13 protein-coding genes are annotated in these 16,871 nt (G+C 57.2%); 7 read left to right on the forward strand and 6 right to left on the reverse strand.

Annotated elements, in window-relative coordinates:
- Positions 1 to 52: 52 nt before the first annotated feature.
- Together HUV30_RS08885 and HUV30_RS08890 are read right to left on the reverse strand one after the other, a co-directional pair.
- Positions 53 to 382 carry a hypothetical protein gene (locus tag HUV30_RS08885; RefSeq protein WP_174405087.1) on the reverse strand — a complete coding sequence of 110 codons (330 nt, stop codon included), beginning with the start codon at positions 380 to 382 and terminating at the stop codon, positions 53 to 55.
- Between the two features lie 205 nt (positions 383 to 587).
- Positions 588 to 4,523 carry a class I adenylate cyclase domain-containing protein gene (locus HUV30_RS08890; protein ID WP_174405088.1) on the reverse strand — a complete coding sequence of 1,312 codons (3,936 nt, stop codon included), beginning with the start codon at positions 4,521 to 4,523 and terminating at the stop codon, positions 588 to 590.
- A 225-nt stretch (positions 4,524 to 4,748) separates the two neighbouring features.
- On the opposite strand from HUV30_RS08890, the gene HUV30_RS08895 reads away from it, so the two are divergent.
- A complete protein-coding gene (locus HUV30_RS08895) occupies positions 4,749 to 5,909 on the forward strand; it encodes a pyridoxal phosphate-dependent aminotransferase (protein WP_205245229.1) in 1,161 nt (386 codons plus the stop codon).
- A 61-nt stretch (positions 5,910 to 5,970) separates the two neighbouring features.
- Positions 5,971 to 6,573, forward strand: a complete 603-nt coding sequence (locus HUV30_RS08900; RefSeq protein ID WP_174405090.1) for a class I SAM-dependent methyltransferase — start codon at positions 5,971 to 5,973, stop codon at positions 6,571 to 6,573.
- 163 nt (positions 6,574 to 6,736) lie between these two features.
- Here the strand turns inward: HUV30_RS08900 and HUV30_RS08905 are convergent, their stop codons facing one another.
- The gene (locus HUV30_RS08905) at positions 6,737 to 7,453 is read right to left on the reverse strand and encodes an HAD family hydrolase (RefSeq protein ID WP_174405091.1); all 717 of its coding nucleotides are present in this window, start codon (positions 7,451 to 7,453) and stop codon (positions 6,737 to 6,739) included.
- A 78-nt stretch (positions 7,454 to 7,531) separates the two neighbouring features.
- Between HUV30_RS08905 and HUV30_RS08910 the strand changes: the two genes are divergently transcribed.
- Positions 7,532 to 8,683, forward strand: a complete 1,152-nt coding sequence (locus tag HUV30_RS08910) for an NAD(P)/FAD-dependent oxidoreductase (protein ID WP_174405092.1) — start codon at positions 7,532 to 7,534, stop codon at positions 8,681 to 8,683.
- Positions 8,684 to 8,822: 139 nt separating this feature from the next.
- Here the strand turns inward: HUV30_RS08910 and HUV30_RS08915 are convergent, their stop codons facing one another.
- On the reverse strand, positions 8,823 to 9,884 hold the full coding sequence (locus HUV30_RS08915) for a DUF3179 domain-containing protein (protein WP_174405093.1): 1,062 nt from the start codon (positions 9,882 to 9,884) through the stop codon (positions 8,823 to 8,825).
- Positions 9,885 to 10,169: 285 nt separating this feature from the next.
- Between HUV30_RS08915 and galE the strand changes: the two genes are divergently transcribed.
- The 4 genes from galE (at position 10,170) to HUV30_RS08935 (ending at position 13,265) form a co-directional block, all read left to right on the forward strand.
- Positions 10,170 to 11,180, forward strand: a complete 1,011-nt coding sequence (gene galE, locus HUV30_RS08920; RefSeq protein WP_174405094.1) for a UDP-glucose 4-epimerase GalE — start codon at positions 10,170 to 10,172, stop codon at positions 11,178 to 11,180.
- 198 nt (positions 11,181 to 11,378) lie between these two features.
- Complete coding sequence (locus HUV30_RS08925; protein WP_174405095.1) at positions 11,379 to 12,275, forward strand: FlgO family outer membrane protein; 897 nt, start codon at positions 11,379 to 11,381, stop codon at positions 12,273 to 12,275.
- Between the two features lie 9 nt (positions 12,276 to 12,284).
- Positions 12,285 to 12,596, forward strand: coding sequence for a hypothetical protein (locus HUV30_RS08930; RefSeq protein ID WP_174405096.1), 312 nt, complete (start codon positions 12,285 to 12,287; stop codon positions 12,594 to 12,596).
- Positions 12,597 to 12,620: 24 nt separating this feature from the next.
- A complete protein-coding gene (locus HUV30_RS08935; RefSeq protein ID WP_174405097.1) occupies positions 12,621 to 13,265 on the forward strand; it encodes a FlgO family outer membrane protein in 645 nt (214 codons plus the stop codon).
- Between the two features lie 342 nt (positions 13,266 to 13,607).
- Here the strand turns inward: HUV30_RS08935 and HUV30_RS08940 are convergent, their stop codons facing one another.
- Both HUV30_RS08940 and typA read right to left on the reverse strand, forming a co-directional pair.
- The gene (locus tag HUV30_RS08940; RefSeq protein WP_174405098.1) at positions 13,608 to 14,681 is read right to left on the reverse strand and encodes an EAL domain-containing protein; all 1,074 of its coding nucleotides are present in this window, start codon (positions 14,679 to 14,681) and stop codon (positions 13,608 to 13,610) included.
- A gap of 191 nt (positions 14,682 to 14,872) precedes the next feature.
- Positions 14,873 to 16,714 carry a translational GTPase TypA gene (typA, locus tag HUV30_RS08945; RefSeq protein ID WP_243452128.1) on the reverse strand — a complete coding sequence of 614 codons (1,842 nt, stop codon included), beginning with the start codon at positions 16,712 to 16,714 and terminating at the stop codon, positions 14,873 to 14,875.
- Positions 16,715 to 16,871: the final 157 nt, after the last annotated feature.

The raw sequence follows: 16,871 nt of genomic DNA on the forward strand, positions 1-16,871 counted from the left end.
TCCGGAAGGTGGGGCTTTCTTGTTTCAAAGATGTGTACATCAGCGACAGCTGTTATTTAGGCACCCGCAGATCATAGTGTGTCTCCAAATACGTCAGCAAGGTGTCAAGATTGCGGTATACAGGTATCTGGTCCGCACCGAACTTGTATACGCCGTTCATGATGATGGCTTCGTCAATCTCGCCGTCCGTAAGCAGTTCCCAGTTCTGCGTCTGACGTCCGGCCTTGTAGAATGTGGCAGGGTATCCCTGCCTGCTGCTCTCATCATCTTCATTCCTGCTGATGTAATGCTTCTGCGTATGCTCATTGCAGCAGCACGACATTATCTCTTCCAGCTTCATCAGAAGGCTAAGCCTGTCTTTTGATAGTCCGTTTGCAGCCATGGACAGAACCCCCATGTTCGAGTGTGGCAGCGTGACTGTATCGTGACGGCACAAGTGTTATATACTTGCCAGTTGTTGCACAGCAAAGCAAGAGGGTGCTGCAAGTTGGCCGGAACAATTTTGCATTGTTTCCGCCTGTGGCAGACGGTCGCGGTATACTCGTCCTGTCGGGAAGATGCAGAGATGGCGCACGCTGCGCATATACTTAGGCCGTGGATATTCTCGGCGTGCGGGACTTGTACGGGATGAGGCAGATAAGCTCTGTTTCCATGGTCAGCTTGCGCGGCAGTTCCCGCGCAAGATAGGCACGGGAGGACTTGGCCAGTTGTACGGAGTCTGCAATGTCCAGCGTGGAGCAGAACATCTCGCCCCAGTTTGTCACATACACCACGCTCAACTGCTTGCAGGTGCTCGTATCGCGGGGCAGGGCGAAGTTGGGTACCAGATAGCCCTTGAATATCTTTTCGCTCTGCAGTGTTTCTTCCGCATCTGTATCCAGCACTGATTTGGGGAAGAATTCATACAGGCCCTGCAGCAGTGAGGTAACATCCTGCGCTGCTATGGGCGACAGGGTCATGTCCACTTCCACGTGCATATCGGGCGAATAGAGGCCGTTGGCCACCAGCCACGCCATGAGGCAGACAGGATCGTTTTCCGCCCGCACCTCGACAAATGCCTCGCGCCGTGAGGCAACACCCTGCGGCAGGCCCATGGCTATCCATTTTTTCTTTCTTCCCGGTGTGCTGTCCTTTTTGAAGAAGAGTTCGCGGATGGTGCGCCCCATGCTGTTCACAAAGGGCAGACGCCCGATCTTGTCCTGCTGGGGGGCAAACGTGGCAAAGATCTTTCTGCCCAGTCTGGTTATGTCTTCTGGGGATATGCGGGCAACGATCTGCCGCGCCTCAAGCTTCTGCTGCAACGAGGCATAGGACTTGAGGAAGAAGGTATTCAGCTTGTCGCCCAGTTCTCTGGCCTTTTCAAAGTCCTGTTGGCCGACAAGTGCGCCCGAGCCATACAGTTCGTTTACGGCGCGGGTTCTGAGGGTCTGCAGCAATTTGTTTTCTGCGGCCTTGCCCTGTCCGGCAGGATGCAGCTTGGCCATGAAGGCCGTCTGCAGCAGGGCGGCGGCTTCCTTGTTGCCGGAGGCGTGATAATGCTCCTGCAGGGCGCGCATGAGCGTGACATAGGGGTCGGTTTTCAGCAGTCTGCGGCTGCCGTGAACAACATGCTGCTTGATCTCTTCGCACAGCAGGGGTTTTTCCGGTGTGGAAAGGTACGCTTCGAGAATGCCCAGTTTCATCACCGACTTGAAGGGGTTCTTGAATGCCTTCACAATCTGCCACAGGGCAGCCCCGAAGTATTCCTCATCGGGGATGGCCTTTACGAGGCCGAAATCGACGAAACAGTCGCCGGAGTGGAAGGGCAGGGTTGTCAGTTCCTGCAGCCGGTGGGCATGGAACTCTGTTCCGGCGCCTGATGGCATGGCCCACCACGCAAGGTCCCTGCCGCAGACCTTCAGTGCGGTGCGGTAAAATTCTTCCTTCAGCAGCAGGGCCTGTGCCGAGCCTGAACTTTCCTTGTCGGAAATGCCGAAGTCGTTGCGGATGACGGCCTCGCGGTTCATGACGAAAAAAGTCGTCTCAAGCCCGAAGGTCTCCTGCGCCCAGCGGGAGATATGATCCAGCTTGGTGCCGAGCATGCGGATGGCGTCCGGGGTGCAGGTCGCCGGATCAATGCTTACCCAGTAGTCAATGTCCGAATCGCCTGTCATGGCGACAGAGCCCACGCTGCCGATGGTGTAGATAGCGTCTACTGTGACGGTAGGGGCGGGCTGGTCTGCCAGAAGCTGAGACAGGGCGTCGGGGTCTGTTTGCTGTCCCGGTGCAGCCTGCTGTTCACAGAACAGGCTGCGGGCAATGCGCAGGGTCTCAAGGGTGGGCGCGTAGCCGGATATGGTGCAGACGGGCCAGCGATAGTTGGGAAAGAATTGCTTTTCGAACAGTCTGCTCTCAAGCAGTAAAGGCAGCAGAAGAAAGAACTCCGCGCGCTGCGTTTCAAGAACGCTGCAGGTAAGGTCGATGCGCTGGTTGTTTCGTCTGAGAAAGTGGTAGCGGCTGCGCAGGACGCTGCGGAATTGCAGAATCGTGTTTATCACGTGCTCGGCAAGCGGCTCCACCGTGCGGCACCAGCGGGGAACGGCGGCAGGTGGCAGAGTTCCGGCCAGTTCCATGAGATCATTGAACCGCCTGTGTTCTCCGGACATGAGCAGATGGGGTTCGTCGCACAGAGTTTGCCGGAAGATGCAGCCATAGTAGTTGCCCGCCCACGAGAAGGTGTGCTCGGCCTTGGTGCGCTCGAAGATGTTGTGGTTGAAGGTGCTCTCACGGAAAGTGCAGCCGCGCAGCGTGGAGCCGAAGAAAGAGGCGCGGGTGAAGTCGCACAGGCTGAAGTGGGAGGCGTGGATCTGCGCACGGGTGAAGCTTGTTTCCCACAGAACCGATTCGCTGAGTCTTGTTTCGTTGCAGGCGGAGGAGTGGAAGTGTGCGGAAGACAGAATCAGTCTGTCCGCCAGAACGCGGGTGAAGGTCGAGCGGTATATGTCCGCTTCAGAGGCATCCGTATCCGCCAGTGTGCAGCCTGAAATTGTGCAGTTGTCGAGGAGGATCTGCCCCGCGGTGCACTGCTCGAAACGGCAGTTCAGGAATGTGCAGTCCGTGAACGCACTTTGTGAAAGGTCACATCGTCTGAACGTGCATTGCTCAAAGATGCAACGCTCAAACACACTGCCGGAAAAATCCGTATCCGGAAATTCGATACCGGCAATGGTCTGTCCCAACTGGCGCATGCCGCTGAAATTGTTGTTCGCAGCCTTGGCAGATGGCGTGGAAATGGTCTTGGCAAACAGTTCTTCGGGAGTTGTCTTTTTCTTGCCGAAAAGCGTGGCTTCTTCGCGTTTGCGGGTATTGGCTGTTCCCCCCGGCTTGCGCTGCGGGCGCACCGAACTCGGAAGCGGCTCCACATAGCGCTTCTTGTGGCACGACAGCACAAACCTCTTGAGTTCGGCAGCCGTATCCGCAGGCAGCCCTTTCAGAAGATGGGCGGCGCTGGTCAGAGAGTGGGAAACAAGGTCGGCAGCACCTTCCATGAAAAGGTGGAGCAGATAGCCCAGCGCATCCTGCTTGAGTTTGGGCGGCATCAGGCTGAGAAATTCTGAAAACTGTTCCGGAGAAAGAAACAGCAGAGCCGGATAGAACTGATTACGGTCCCTTGTGAATTTGCGCATCACAAGGAGAAATATGTTTATCAGATTCGGCACGTTAAGAACAACCATGGTGAACAGGGCGTCTTTTCGCACCTTTGGCTCTTCGTGGCAGGCGAGTTTGACCAGTGCCTTCAGAAGAGGATTGGGCAGGGGCGAAGGCGGGTTTGTTCTCAACGCCTGCATCAGCAGGATAATGTGGGCTGTCCCGGTCCGGGGCGTTATGGCCGTGAATGTGGCTGTGGAAGGAGGCTGCTCCATGATGCACAGGGCTGTTGCCGCAAGCTTCGCCATTTCGTCGGAAACAGGTGATTCCACCAGCGCGATGCACTGCTGGGGTATCTTAAGGTGCGCAAGGCGTTCCGCCATCTGCAGGTTCAGGACACGCTTGGCCGTATACAGGGTGTTCATGAACTGCAGAATTTCATGAAAAGGCCAGTTTTCGCTCCGGTCAAGAAATGCCTGTGTCCACCTGCCGAGCTGCGTTTCCGTGCCTATGCCGTTACGCAGCACCTCGTGCACCAGCAGCAGTTTGCAATACAGCGGCAGGCTGTTCAGGCCGGGTTCGCACAGGTTGAACTGGGGGGCGGTTTCAAGGTGCTGTATGGCGTGGTTCCAGCAGGCCACTGGCATGGAGAGCCAGAAGCGCAGGCAGTATACGAGAATGCTGCCGGAAGCATCCTGCGCGGCAATGTTCCTGACGGCGAGCGCCATGGGGACAGCCTGGGCGGGGGCATGGCCGTTCTTCTCTTCAAATACCGTGACGGCGTTTCGGGCTTCTTCCAGCAGTGCGGACACGTCGCGGGGAGAAAGCGCGCCCAGATCGTGCGTATTTTGCAAGGCGGCAAGCAGGTTGCCGAGTGTATCCGTTTGTTTCTGCATGTCCCGTCGGTATGCTGGTGAATTTCATAAAAGCCGATTCTACGATCCGGCAAAGACTCTTCAAATGATATTGCCCGCGTAATCAACTATATGGCTTGCATGAGAGTATGGTCAAGCCTGTACCGGAAAAGAGGGGTATGCAGCCGGAAAGATATGGTATATTTCTTCCTGATTGTTATTTCTCAATGAACTCCAATGGTGCAGGTCGGGAGGCCGGTAATGAAGATGGCATGCGTAGAGACGTCGCGGACCCGGGACATAAAGCCCTTTTACGTCATGGATGTGCTGGAACGGGCGCACGCCATGGAGCGGGAGGGCAAGCATATCATCCATCTGCAGGTCGGCGAGCCAGATTTTGACGTGCCCATGCCCGTGCGCGATGCGGTTTGCCGCGCCATGTATGACGGGCGGACGCACTACACGCATTCCATGGGGACGACGGACCTGCGGGAAGCCATTGCGGAAGACTATCTCAAGCGCTACGGGGTGGAAGTTTCGCCGGAGCAGATTGTGGTGACCAACGGCACGTCTCCTGCCATGTCGCTTCTTTTCGGCGCGCTGCTGGAGCAGGGAGATGAGATCATCCTTTCCGATCCTCACTATGCCTGCTACCCCAGCTTCATCACCTTCCACGGCGGCGTGCCTGTCAAAGTACCCGTTTTCGAGGAAGACGGCTTTCAGTACCGCGCAGCTGCCATCCGCGAAAAGATGACGGACCGCACCAAGGCCATCTTCATCAACTCGCCCTCCAACCCCACCGGCAACCTGCTGTCGCCGGAACGCATGCGCAAGATTGCGGATATGAGTGTTCCCATCATTTCGGACGAGATATATCACGGCCTTGTGTATGAAGGGGAGGAGCATTCCATTCTCGAATACACGGACAACGCCTTTGTCTTCAACGGCTTCTCCAAGCTGTACGCCATGACCGGACTGCGCCTCGGGTATCTCATCGCTCCGAAGCAGTGCATGCGCACGCTGAACAAGCTGTGTCAGAACTTTTTCATATCGCCCAACGCTGTTTCGCAGTGTGCCGGTATTGCGGCACTGCGCGAATGTGAAGCGGAAGTGGCCAAGATGAAGCTCATCTACAATGAACGGCGCAAGTTCATGATCCGCAGGCTCAAAGAGATTGGGTTCGGCATTACCGTGGAGCCCACCGGAGCCTTCTATGTGCTGGGCAATGCCCGCCACTGGTCTATGGATTCGTACCAGTTCGCCTTCGAGATTCTGGAAAACGCCCACGTGGGTGTTACTCCCGGCATCGATTTTGGTCAGGGCGCGGAAGGTTATATCCGGTTCTCCTATGCGAACTCGCTGGAGAACATCAATGAAGGCATGAACCGGCTGGAACGCTTTATCCGAGAGCGTTTCGGGTCCCGCTAGCCGGACCTGTCACTCCTGTCACTCGTGTCGCGATAGTCACTATTTACACCATACTGTCACCATGGACGAATACGCACGCTTTGCCCCGCACTACGACAGGCTGCTCAATCCTTTTCTGGATGGAGTGCGCCGTAGTGTAGCGGAGCAGTGCGCACGTCTCGGGGCTGGCAGGGTGCTGGATATCTGTTGCGGTACGGCGCGGCAGGCAGCTTTTTTTCAGGGGACACAGGTCCGCTATGCCGGAGTGGATGTGTCGCGGGCCATGCTGGATGCAGCCCGCAAAACAGGCACAACCGCTCTTGCCCGTGCCGACGGGACCACGCTGCCTTTTGCTGACCGGAGTTTTGATGTTGCTCTGGTGGCGTTTGCCCTGCATGAAAAGCCTCTGGACGTGGCCGAGGCTGTTGTGCGTGAGGCTCTGCGCGTGGCGCGATACGGCCTGTTCGTGGACTACACGCTGGCGGAGCGTAATCTTGAGTTGCCGTTTCAGTGGCTCATGCAGGTGCCGGAGCGGATGGTCGGCGGTGACCACTGGCGCTGTTATCGCGCCTTCATGGCTGCGGGGGCGTTGCAGGGCATGGTGCATCGGACGGGGCTGAAAGTGCAGGAGCGAGTGTCCCTGTTCCGGGGCGGTGCTGCCATTTTCGTGTGCGGGCAGCCCTGATCGCTTCCGCTTGCAGCGGTTCGTTCTGCCGTCCGTATTGGTCTGTCATTATTTATGTCCGTATTTATGCCAGTATCTCTTTGGCAGAGCATCAGATAGAGTATCTGGCATAGCATCAGGCATAGCATCAGGCCGAGTATCAGGCCGAGTATCAGGGCGTTTATCAGGGCGTGCTGACCGCGCAGTCCAGCCGCATGCCCCACAGTATCTCGTACAATTCCAGACAATTTTCCGCCAGATAATCGGGTGCCGAGGCCGCCAGCTGTGCATGCGACGCATTGCCGCTGGTCACGGCGGCGGTGAGCGTGCCGCCCGCCTTGCCCGTCTGGATGTCCATGGGATGATCTCCCACCATCATGCTGTTTTCAGGGCGTACGCCCGTATGGGCAAGTGCTCTGAGCAGGTGGTCCGGGTCCGGTTTGACCTTGGGGACGTCTTCGCGTGCCAGCAGGCAGGTGCAGTATTCGTACAGGTCAGGAAACACCGCGAGCACGGCCTTGCGGCAGTTGCGGGTTATGACCGCAGCAGGAACATTGCGCGACCGCAGTTCGGTGAGCAGGGGCCTTGTCCACGGAAACAGGCTGCCCCGCGATGCCGCTTCCACCTCCACATCCTCGATGGCATCGTGCGCGGCTTTGATCATGGCCCGTGCCGTTATGCCGCAATGCGGTGCCACCCGGCTGCCAGCCAGTTCCAGCCATTCCAGCACAGGGCGGCCGTCGTCTTCCGGCAGCAGGGCGTGCAGGGGCGTTGCGGCCATGGTCTGCAGGGCATCGCCTGCGGCCTGCATGGCTCTGCGGCGCATTACGCCGAAATCCAGCGTAAGATGGGCGAGAGTACCGTCAAAATCGAAAATCATGGCTTGCACGCTGGTGGGCATTGTCGTATCCGGTTTGTAAGAATCACGATTTATGGTTTTAATGCCATACACGGCCGCCCGCAACGCAAGGAGGGTTTCATGCGGTCTGAGTATGATGTCGTAGTAGTAGGAGGCGGCCCCGCCGGAGCCACAGCCGCATTGGCCGTGGCAAGGAGAGGCTGTTCCGTTCTGGTGATCGAGGCGTCCGATCTGCCGCGCGAAAAACTGTGCGGTGGTCTGTTGTCTCGCAAGACGGTGCGCATCGTCAACCGCCTGCACGGAACCACGGATGAGGATCTCGTCCGCCTCGGCATCATCAACTACTCCTCAAATGGCTACCGGATAGTCTTCGACAGCAAACCTCTTTGCGACGATGTGTATGACTACCCCTTCCATTTCGTCGAGCGCGCCGTGCTGGACGCATGGCTGCTGGACCGTGCGGTGGAGGCAGGAGCCGACCTGCTCACCGGTGTGCCGGTGAGAGATGTGAATCTGGCCACAGGGGCAGTGGTGCTGCGTGACGGGCGCATGGTTCGGGGGCGCCGGATAATCGGCGCGGACGGTGCCAACAGCGTTGTCAGACGCTCCTTTCCCGTGGACAAGCGGGCATGGACAAAGTCGCTTGCCTCGACTGTGGAAGTGCGCATTCCGCGTGCGCAGTATCCTAAAGATGTTGCCGTTCCCGAAGTGCATATCGGCCCTATTGCCGAAGGGTATGGATGGGTGTTTCCGAACAGCGACCACGTTGTCGTGGGACTGGGCGGACGCATGCCCGGAGGGGGCAATATCGCGGCGCTGTTCCGTGTGTTCTGCCATGAACTGGGGATACACGATACGGATTCGCTGCAACTCAAGGGGCATCCGCTGCCCTTCGGGAACTATCTCCCCCGTCTGGTGCACGGAAAGGGCGTGCTGGCCGGTGATGCCGGCGGTCTTGTGGAACCCGTGTTCGGCGAGGGCATTTATTTTGCCATCCGTTCCGGCGAGGCGGCAGGCGAGAGCATATGCCGCTCGTTGAAAAGGCACCGGTCGCCTGAAGCCGAATACATGCGTGAACTCCGGCGCGACGTGTATGGCGAGATTCTCGGTTCACGCCGTATGCAGCGCGTACTATATTTCTTTGACCGCAACGGTCTGAACCCGCTGGTGAAGTGGGGCGTGCGCGTGGGAAGAGAGGTTCTGCTGGACGTGATTCACGGCAGGCGTTCCTTCCGTCTGTTCCGGAAATTGCCTGATAATCTGAGAGCCTGACGGCCATACACATGGGCTGTCTGCAAGCTTGATCTTGATATTCATCAGGCAGGCGGTTGTTTCCTTGGCTGTTCCCCATCCTGTTCCGGATTCGGTCACCTGCCGGACTGGCGGTCGGCGGAGCGCTCCGTATGGCGGTTTACTGTCTCGGCAGTATCTGTACGTCCGGGAAAAACGCTGACCACGCAAACCACATGCAGTCCATGCTTGCCACAGGCGTAAGGGTGGCACCTCGCAGTATGCCGAAGAGTGCTTCGCCGTCGTGTGACCATTCCGAACGGGTACCCTTGTCCAGCAGCTTGTCATTCTCCATGAAGAACTCAATGGTCTTTTCTGCGGCAACGCGCTCAAATACCCGCACCGTGGCAAGCTTTCTGTCCCATATGGCCACCATGGGCGTGATGCCCAGCGTGAAGTCCACCGCACCCTCGCGCCGGACAGCGGTGTAGGGCAGGGCGTAGTACTGCCCGTCCTGTTCCAGTGCGGCTATGCGCTCTTTGGGCGGCAGGCGGTTATCCCTGTTCATTACGGGATAGGTAATCTGCTGGAAATGGTAATAGGAATTGGGGTTGGAATAGGAACCGTACGGGTCTGTGCCGTAGCGGCGGTTGAAGCCGGTGGAGCGGGAAAGCACCATGGCGTCGGGATACGTGCGTGCGGCGCGCTCCCATGTGGTCCAGATAAGGGGGAAACGCTGCAGCTTGGCTCCCAGCAGGGGGCCTTTTATGGACATGCCGAGCAGCTGCGGCCACAGGCTGCCTGTGGCGCGGTCAAAAAGAACCGTGTTTGCGTTCAGCAGGCTGCCGGAAACGCCGAAGCTTGTGTCAAAGCGGCCCGCCTTGCCGTGGTAGCCCACAAGGCCGCCCGTGAGCGGGCTGTAGGTTATGCTGTAGGGCATGCCGTCAAACTCTTCGTTGACGACTTCATGATACACCATGATCCGCTGGGGGTAGATGCGTATGGCACCGGGAAAACGGGCCACGAACACCTGTTCCTCGTCATCCATGCTCAGGGCCGCATCGGGAACCGGCATGTAGCTGGGGCGTGAGAGCGAGGGAATCTGGTCCGGCAGAATGCCCGTGTCTGTCATCTGGTCGGCCATGCGGCGCAGCGCTGCCGGGTCCGGCACCTCCGCCCGGGCGGAAGGCGGCACGGCAAGGCTTGCGAGCAGCAGGCAGAGGCAGGCGAAGAGGCATAGCAAAGGATTGCTGCAACGCGTTACAGTGCCCCCGGCATGTATGGCTTTGGGTATTCCGTTAATCAATGTTGCTGTTTGCAAGCAGTGTATCATTTGGTATATAGCCTCCTTAAAGCAGGGTACTGCAACTGCGCATGCATGGCAACAGCATGGCGGCGGAGGACAGGGGCCGACTGCGGACTTGTTCCGTTGCGGCAGAGGGGATACTCTTGCACTGACCGGACCGGTAACGCTTCCGGCAATCGGGCGACAATTATTACAGAGAGGTGTTTGGCCGTGAGTACACCAATGAATGTACTTGTATGCGGCGGGGCGGGGTACATCGGATCCCACATGGTGAAGCTGCTGCTTGAGCAGGGGCATTCTCCAATCGTGTTTGACAATCTATCCACCGGGCATGAGGAGGCCGTTCCGGCCGAATTGCTTGCGCTCGGCGACCTGCGCGACAAATCCTCCCTGCGGCGGGTGCTGGCGGAGCATTCTTTCGATGCTGTCATGCATTTTGCCGCCAAGAGCATTGTGCCGGAATCCGTGGCCGATCCTGCCGCCTATTATGAAAACAACGTCATAGGCACCCTGAATCTTCTTGATGCCATGCGGGAAGAGGGCGTGCAGCGCTTTGTCTTCTCCTCCACGGCGGCCGTGTATGGCAACCCCGTTTCCCATGCGGGCGCTGCCTCCGGGGCGCAGGCAAGTTCCTCGCTCATAGACGAGCAGCATTCCCTTGCGCCGCTCAACCCCTACGGACGTTCCAAACTGCAGGTTGAGCAGGCGTTGCAGGACTATGCCGCTGCTTATGGCTTCCGCTCTGTCTGCTTCCGTTATTTCAACGCAGCGGGGGCTGATCCTTCCGGCGAGCTGGGCGAATCGCATGATCCTGAAACCCATCTCATCCCCAATACCTTGCGGGCCGTTCTTGGAACGGGACCGCAGCTCAAGGTGTTCGGCGACGATTATGCAACGCCCGACGGCACTTGCGTGCGTGACTACATTCATGTGAATGACCTTGCGGATGCTCATCTGCGGGCGCTTCTGCATATGCGGGATAATGAGGGAGCACACGTGTTCAACCTCGGGAATGGCGTCGGTTTTTCCGTCAAGGAAGTGCTGAACGCCGCAGAAGAGGTGACAGGTCAGCCCGTGCCCCACGAAATGGCACCGCGCCGGGCAGGTGACGCCGACATGCTGGTGGCCGACAGTGCAAAGGCACGTTCTGTTCTGGGCTGGCAGCCCGGATTCACCGATGTGCGCGAGATAATCGAAACGGCCTGGCGCTGGCACAAGGATCAGCGCTTCTAGCAGACCATATTGCATTCAGAAAGGGCGGCTCTGAGGCCGCCCTTTTTTCATTCATGGAGGAAGTGTAAGGCGGTGGAGATTATTTTTTACCGGGCTTAAGTATTTCGGGCGGGAACCGATATGGTTGGACAGAAGGACCCAGCCGGAAAAAGCAATGGCCAGCAAGGACGCAGGCCGTCCGGTTTACGGAGGACAGGGATGTCTCTTACATCATTACGAAATATTTCGGCCCTGCTGCTTGCTGTGGCCGTTGCCTTACCCGCCATGGCGGATGACTCGAATGGCGGTGCCGCAGCGCCTGCTGCCGGAGTGTATTCGGCGCAGGGACCGGTGATGAACGCTATGGAGTATACCGGCGTTGCCGAGGAGTTCGATCCCGGCACGGCCATGCGCGTGGACCCCAAGCAGGAAACTATGGTGCTCGACGGAGCCACCGTGCCCATGCATGTCATGCGCAAGGTGGACAGCGGCGTCATGCTGCCTGACGGAAGGGGGGGCATGATCTGGAAGGAAGGCGCAAGGCCCGAGCCCAATCCGGCCAATGTTGCCGCGCGGGAACTGAAGCTGAAAGTGCGCGAACTGGCGGACCAGCTGCTTGCCGGACTTGATAGACGCGCATTGCGTGGCATCACGGCCATGCCGGTATCGCTGGTGAATCAGGACGACTTTGAAGAAAGCTCGTCGTTTGGCCGGTATATTGCCGAAGCGCTGTTCTACGAATTCAACCAGCGCGGTTTTCCCGTGCGCGAGTATCGTACGGAAAGCCAGCTCAGCATGCGCCGGGGGCAGGGTGAATTTCTGCTTTCGCGCCAGCAGCAGCGTATCGGCGCTGACAGCCCCACCGTCATGTTCGTGGCGGGAACCTACTATCAGGACAAGGAAAACGTGTTTGTGAACGTGCGTATGTTCCGTGCCGCCGACGGTATGGTTCTGCGGGCGGCCCAACTGGTATTTCCGCAGACCGGTGTATCAAAACGCATGCTCGCTAATACCGGCTCACGGCTGGAAGAAACTTTTGTAGGCATGCAGGATTATCAAACCATGACCCGCGCCACGGATCTGACCGCACTGGATCTGGGCGAGGACTTCCACTAGGGGGCGCGTATGAAACGTCTGACCGCTCTCTTCATACTGCTTGTCGCGCTGCTGACGCTGGAAGGCTGTGCCATGCTTGACGGGCTTGTTTCAAAGCCCGCACCGCCCGCACCGCCCGCACCCGGAGTGGTTGTGGCCCCCTATAACGGCAATGCCCTGCATAATTTCTACATGGGGCGGCAGTATGTGGCCGAAGGGCGCTATGAACTGGCGCGCGAACACTACCTGCTGGCACTCGCGTCCGCACGCGAGGAAGCCATGCGTGACGCCCTTGTGGCAGAACTGCAGTCGGTCGACAGACTGATCAAGACGCTGCGATAGCGCGTATTGCAAGGAAGAACAGCCATGTTGCAAATCATCATCCGTACCGTGACAATGCTTGTGTGCCTGCTGCTGCCTATGGCCGCCTCTGCGGGCATGTTCGATTTCATGAAAGAAGAGAAAAAGGTGGTTGTGGTTCCGGCGGTTACTCTGCCGTCCGCTGCCTTCAAGATGGGGGCAATGCTGGATGCCCAGCTGGTGGAGCGCCTGAATCTGCTTGAAGGACCGGCCAAGGGATATACGCTTATCGTGACCACGCCCGTTGATCTCAACAACCTTGAGCTTTCCTCGCCGCTCGCACGCCAGATGGGTGAAGAACTGGCCCTGTGGTTTGTGCAGTCCGGTTACAAAGTGCAGGAAATTCGCAAGGGCCGCACCGTGCTCTTTGAACCGCAGGAAGGCGAACTGCTTCTTACCCGTCGCCAGACTCTGCTGGGCAACGAGAACGTGCGCAGCTCCATCATCATGGTGACCACCTATACCCAGTCCCGCAAGAGCATCCGGTTCAACACCCGCCTGCTGCATGCGGGAAGTAATGAAGTGCTTGCCATGTCCAGCCAGACAATTCCGCTCAACTCGGAAATGCGCACCCTCGCTGCAAGCAGTTCCGGCAAGTCGGGCGTACCTGTTACGGGCATAATGCCCTCGGTGGGCACGAGACTCCCGTAGCCTCCCTGAGTGTGACACACCTGCTTGACGCCCCGTTTCCCCAGACGGGGCGTTTTCTTATGCAGTCAGCTTTTGTTGCGCTCCTGTAGCAGCCAGTTCAGTCAGCGCCCGCAAAATGAGAGATGATCCTTAAGAATGGGCAAAGCAGACTGAGTTTTCGTATTTTCGCATCGTTGCTACCCCACGTAAAAAGACCGCCCCGATAAGGACGGTCTTTTCTTCCTGATAGACTTAAACGCGTTTCACATTCCACACGTCATTAAACAAACAGTGTAGCCAACAATGGGAACCCTAAATGCGTCCCCCTTTTGTCATCGTTATCCCTTCTACAATAGCGAAGACTTATAACGTAATGATGGGTATCGGTGGAACAGGAGCAGGCTTGGCAAAGTAGTACCCTTGCAACAGATCTGCACCGTGCTCTTTCAGCCAGTTCCATTCACCTTGCGTTTCCACGCCTTCAGCAACGGAAGTGATATTCAGCTTGTTGCTAAGTTCCAACAAAGCAGAAGTTATTCCAGACTTATACTCGTCGGCATCAACATTACGCACAAGCTCCATATCAAGCTTAATATAATCGGGCTTAAGTTTGGCTAGCAGGTTTAACGAAGAATACCCGGCGCCAATATCATCCAGCGCAACCTTAAATCCGCGCTCGCGGTAATAATCCAATACAGAAAGAAGATGGCCGACATCATGTGTCTCTTCACTCTCTACCACCTCAAACACAATATTTTCAGGCTTGAGACCTGTTTCTTCAATTGCCGCCATGGTTGTTCGCAAGCAAAACTCGGGTCTATAAATAGCCGTGGGATTAAAGTTGATGAACATCTTGGCATCAAGACTATATATCCGGGCATCGCGTATTGCAGCCAGCCTGCAAGCACGGTCCAGAGTAAAGAGCATGTCAGCTCTTCGGGCGATACTAAACATACGCAGGGGGGGAATAATAGCGCCATTATCGTCCAACCCCCTGGCCAGACATTCATACGCAAACACTTGCTGCGGGTCGTGCGCCGAGACGATGGGATGATAATGGATAACAATTCGATCCTTTTCAATAATATCAGAGAGCCAGCCCCCCTGACACCTTGCCACCAACGCTGACAAGGACTGCATTCGCATAAAGTCTGGAATTGAAGGTATTGCCCCATTCGGCATTAGCAAGGTCTTGGTGTCCTGTTGTTCAAGCGTGCCGAGCGTCTCAAAAAATTCTGAGCACATGCGCGCCACATCACCATGACCGACAGGCACAGAAACAGCTCCGGCAAAGGGCGAGGCATAGCTAAACCCTGCGCCAGACAGATACGCAACCAATGCTTCTTCGCTTTCGCGCATTGGCGGGACAAGGTATAGAATCCCCCGCTCACACAAAGCGTCCGGCAGTTTTTCGCAACGACGACAGGCTGTTGACATAAAGACAAACTCCTAAGACCATTGCAGCATTTCAAAACATATTTGTCTTAGAAATTAGCATACCCAGCCTGCCATTGCAAATTACTCCGAACAAAAACCACCATACATTTTGCTGCATAACCGCATGTGTGCACAAAAGAAAAGGCCCGCCGGTGTTCCGGCGGGCCTTGCTTCTTGTATCCGAGGAAAGCTTACATGGTTTCCTTTTTCTTCTTGCCGAAGATGCGGTGGCGTTCCATGGCGGAAAGCACGGACTTGCGCAGGCGGATGGACTGGGGGGTAACTTCCACCAGTTCGTCTTCGCGTACGAAGTGGATGGCGCGTTCCAGCGTCATGGGGCGCACGGGGGTAAGGGTAACTGCTTCATCCTTGCCGGAGGCACGCATGTTGGTCAGCTTCTTGCCCTTTGCCGGGTTCACGTCGATGTCGTTGTCACGGTTGTGTTCGCCCACGATCATGCCTTCATAAATGGGCTCGCCGGGTACAACAAACAGTTCGCCGCGCGGTTCGAGGTTGAACAGGGCGTAGGCGACGGCAGCGCCTGCACGGTCGGCCACCAGCGAACCGGTGAAGCGGGTGGGGAACTCGCCGCGGTGGGGCTCGTAGCCTGCAAACAGGGAGTTCATGATGCCGGTACCCTTGGTATCGGTAAGGAACTCGTCGCGGTAGCCGATGAGGCCGCGCGAAGGCACGGAAAATTCCATGCGGATGCGGCCGGTACCGTGGTTGATAAGGTTGTTCATGCGGCCTTTGCGCACGGAAAGCTTTTCAGTCACGATGCCGAGGAATGACTCGTCGCAGTCGATGAAGAGCTGTTCGATGGGTTCGTGGGTCTTGCCGTCTACTTCTCTGTAGATAACTTCAGGGCGGCCAACGGTGAGCTCGAATCCTTCGCGGCGCATCTGTTCCACGATGATGGCCATCTGGAATTCGCCGCGGCCCTTCACGATAAAGCTGTCGCGCTCTTCGCTGTCTTCAACGCGTATGGCCACGTTACGCAGCATTTCTTTCTGCAGGCGCTCACGAATCTTGCTGGACTGAACCAGCTTGCCTTCCTGACCTACCAGCGGAGAAGTGTTGATGGAGAAGCGCATGGAAACGGTGGGTTCATCCACGTTGATGCGCTTGAGAGCACGGGGTTTGTCGCGGGTGCAGATGGTGTCGCCGATAACCACGTCTTCAATGCCGGAAATGACGACGATATCGCCGGGCTCTGCTTCCTTGGTTTCACGCAGTTGCAGGCCGTCGTAGGTCTGCAGCTTGGAAACCTTGAGGGATTTTGCCGTGCCGTCTGCGCCTATGCAGGCGAGGGCGTCGTTGTTGTGGGCCTTGCCGTGGAACACACGGCCAACGGCCAGACGGCCGAGGTATTCGGAATAGGAAAGGTCGGCCACCAGCATCTGGAAGGGTTCTTCGGGATCATGTGCGGGACCGGGCACCTGCTCGACGATGGTTTCGAAGAGGGGGGTGAGGTTTTCGCGCGGGTCATCAATGTTGCGCATGGCCACGCCTTCACGGCCGATGGCGTAAAGCACGGGAAATTCGAGCTGTGCGTCGTTGGCGTCCAGATCAATGAAAAGATCGTAGATTTCGTTCAGCACTTCATCGGCGCGTGCGTCTTTGCGGTCGATCTTGTTGACCACGACAATGACCTTGAGGCCCGCTTCCAGCGTCTTCTTCAGTACGAAGCGGGTCTGGGGCAGCGGGCCTTCGGATGAGTCAACCAGCAGGATGGCGCCGTTGGCCATGGAGAGGGAGCGTTCCACTTCTCCGCCGAAGTCGGCGTGGCCGGGGGTGTCGATGATGTTGATCTTGCGGTCGCCCCAGCGCACGGCGCAGTTCTTGGCGGCGATGGTGATGCCGCGTTCGCGTTCCAGGTCCATGCTGTCCATGACGCGGTCGCTGACTTCCTGGTTGTCGCGGTAAATGCCGCCCTGACGGAACATGGCGTCCACAAGGGTAGTCTTGCCGTGGTCAACGTGGGCGATAATGGCCACGTTACGCACGGAGTCGTTCGTGATGATGTTTTTCAAAAAAATATCCTCGTAAAGAAAGCTGTTGCTTTTATATATGCTGTTCCTGCGTCGGAACCAAGTCGGAGGGAGAAAAAAGCGGAAGATGTCGTATCAGGACAGGATCTGCGTTGCAGCGGCATATACCTAATGAAGAGAAAGGGCAAGTGTTGCTTTG

Source organism: Desulfovibrio subterraneus (genome assembly GCF_013340285.1).
Classification (GTDB): Bacteria; Desulfobacterota; Desulfovibrionia; order Desulfovibrionales; family Desulfovibrionaceae; genus Halodesulfovibrio; species Halodesulfovibrio subterraneus.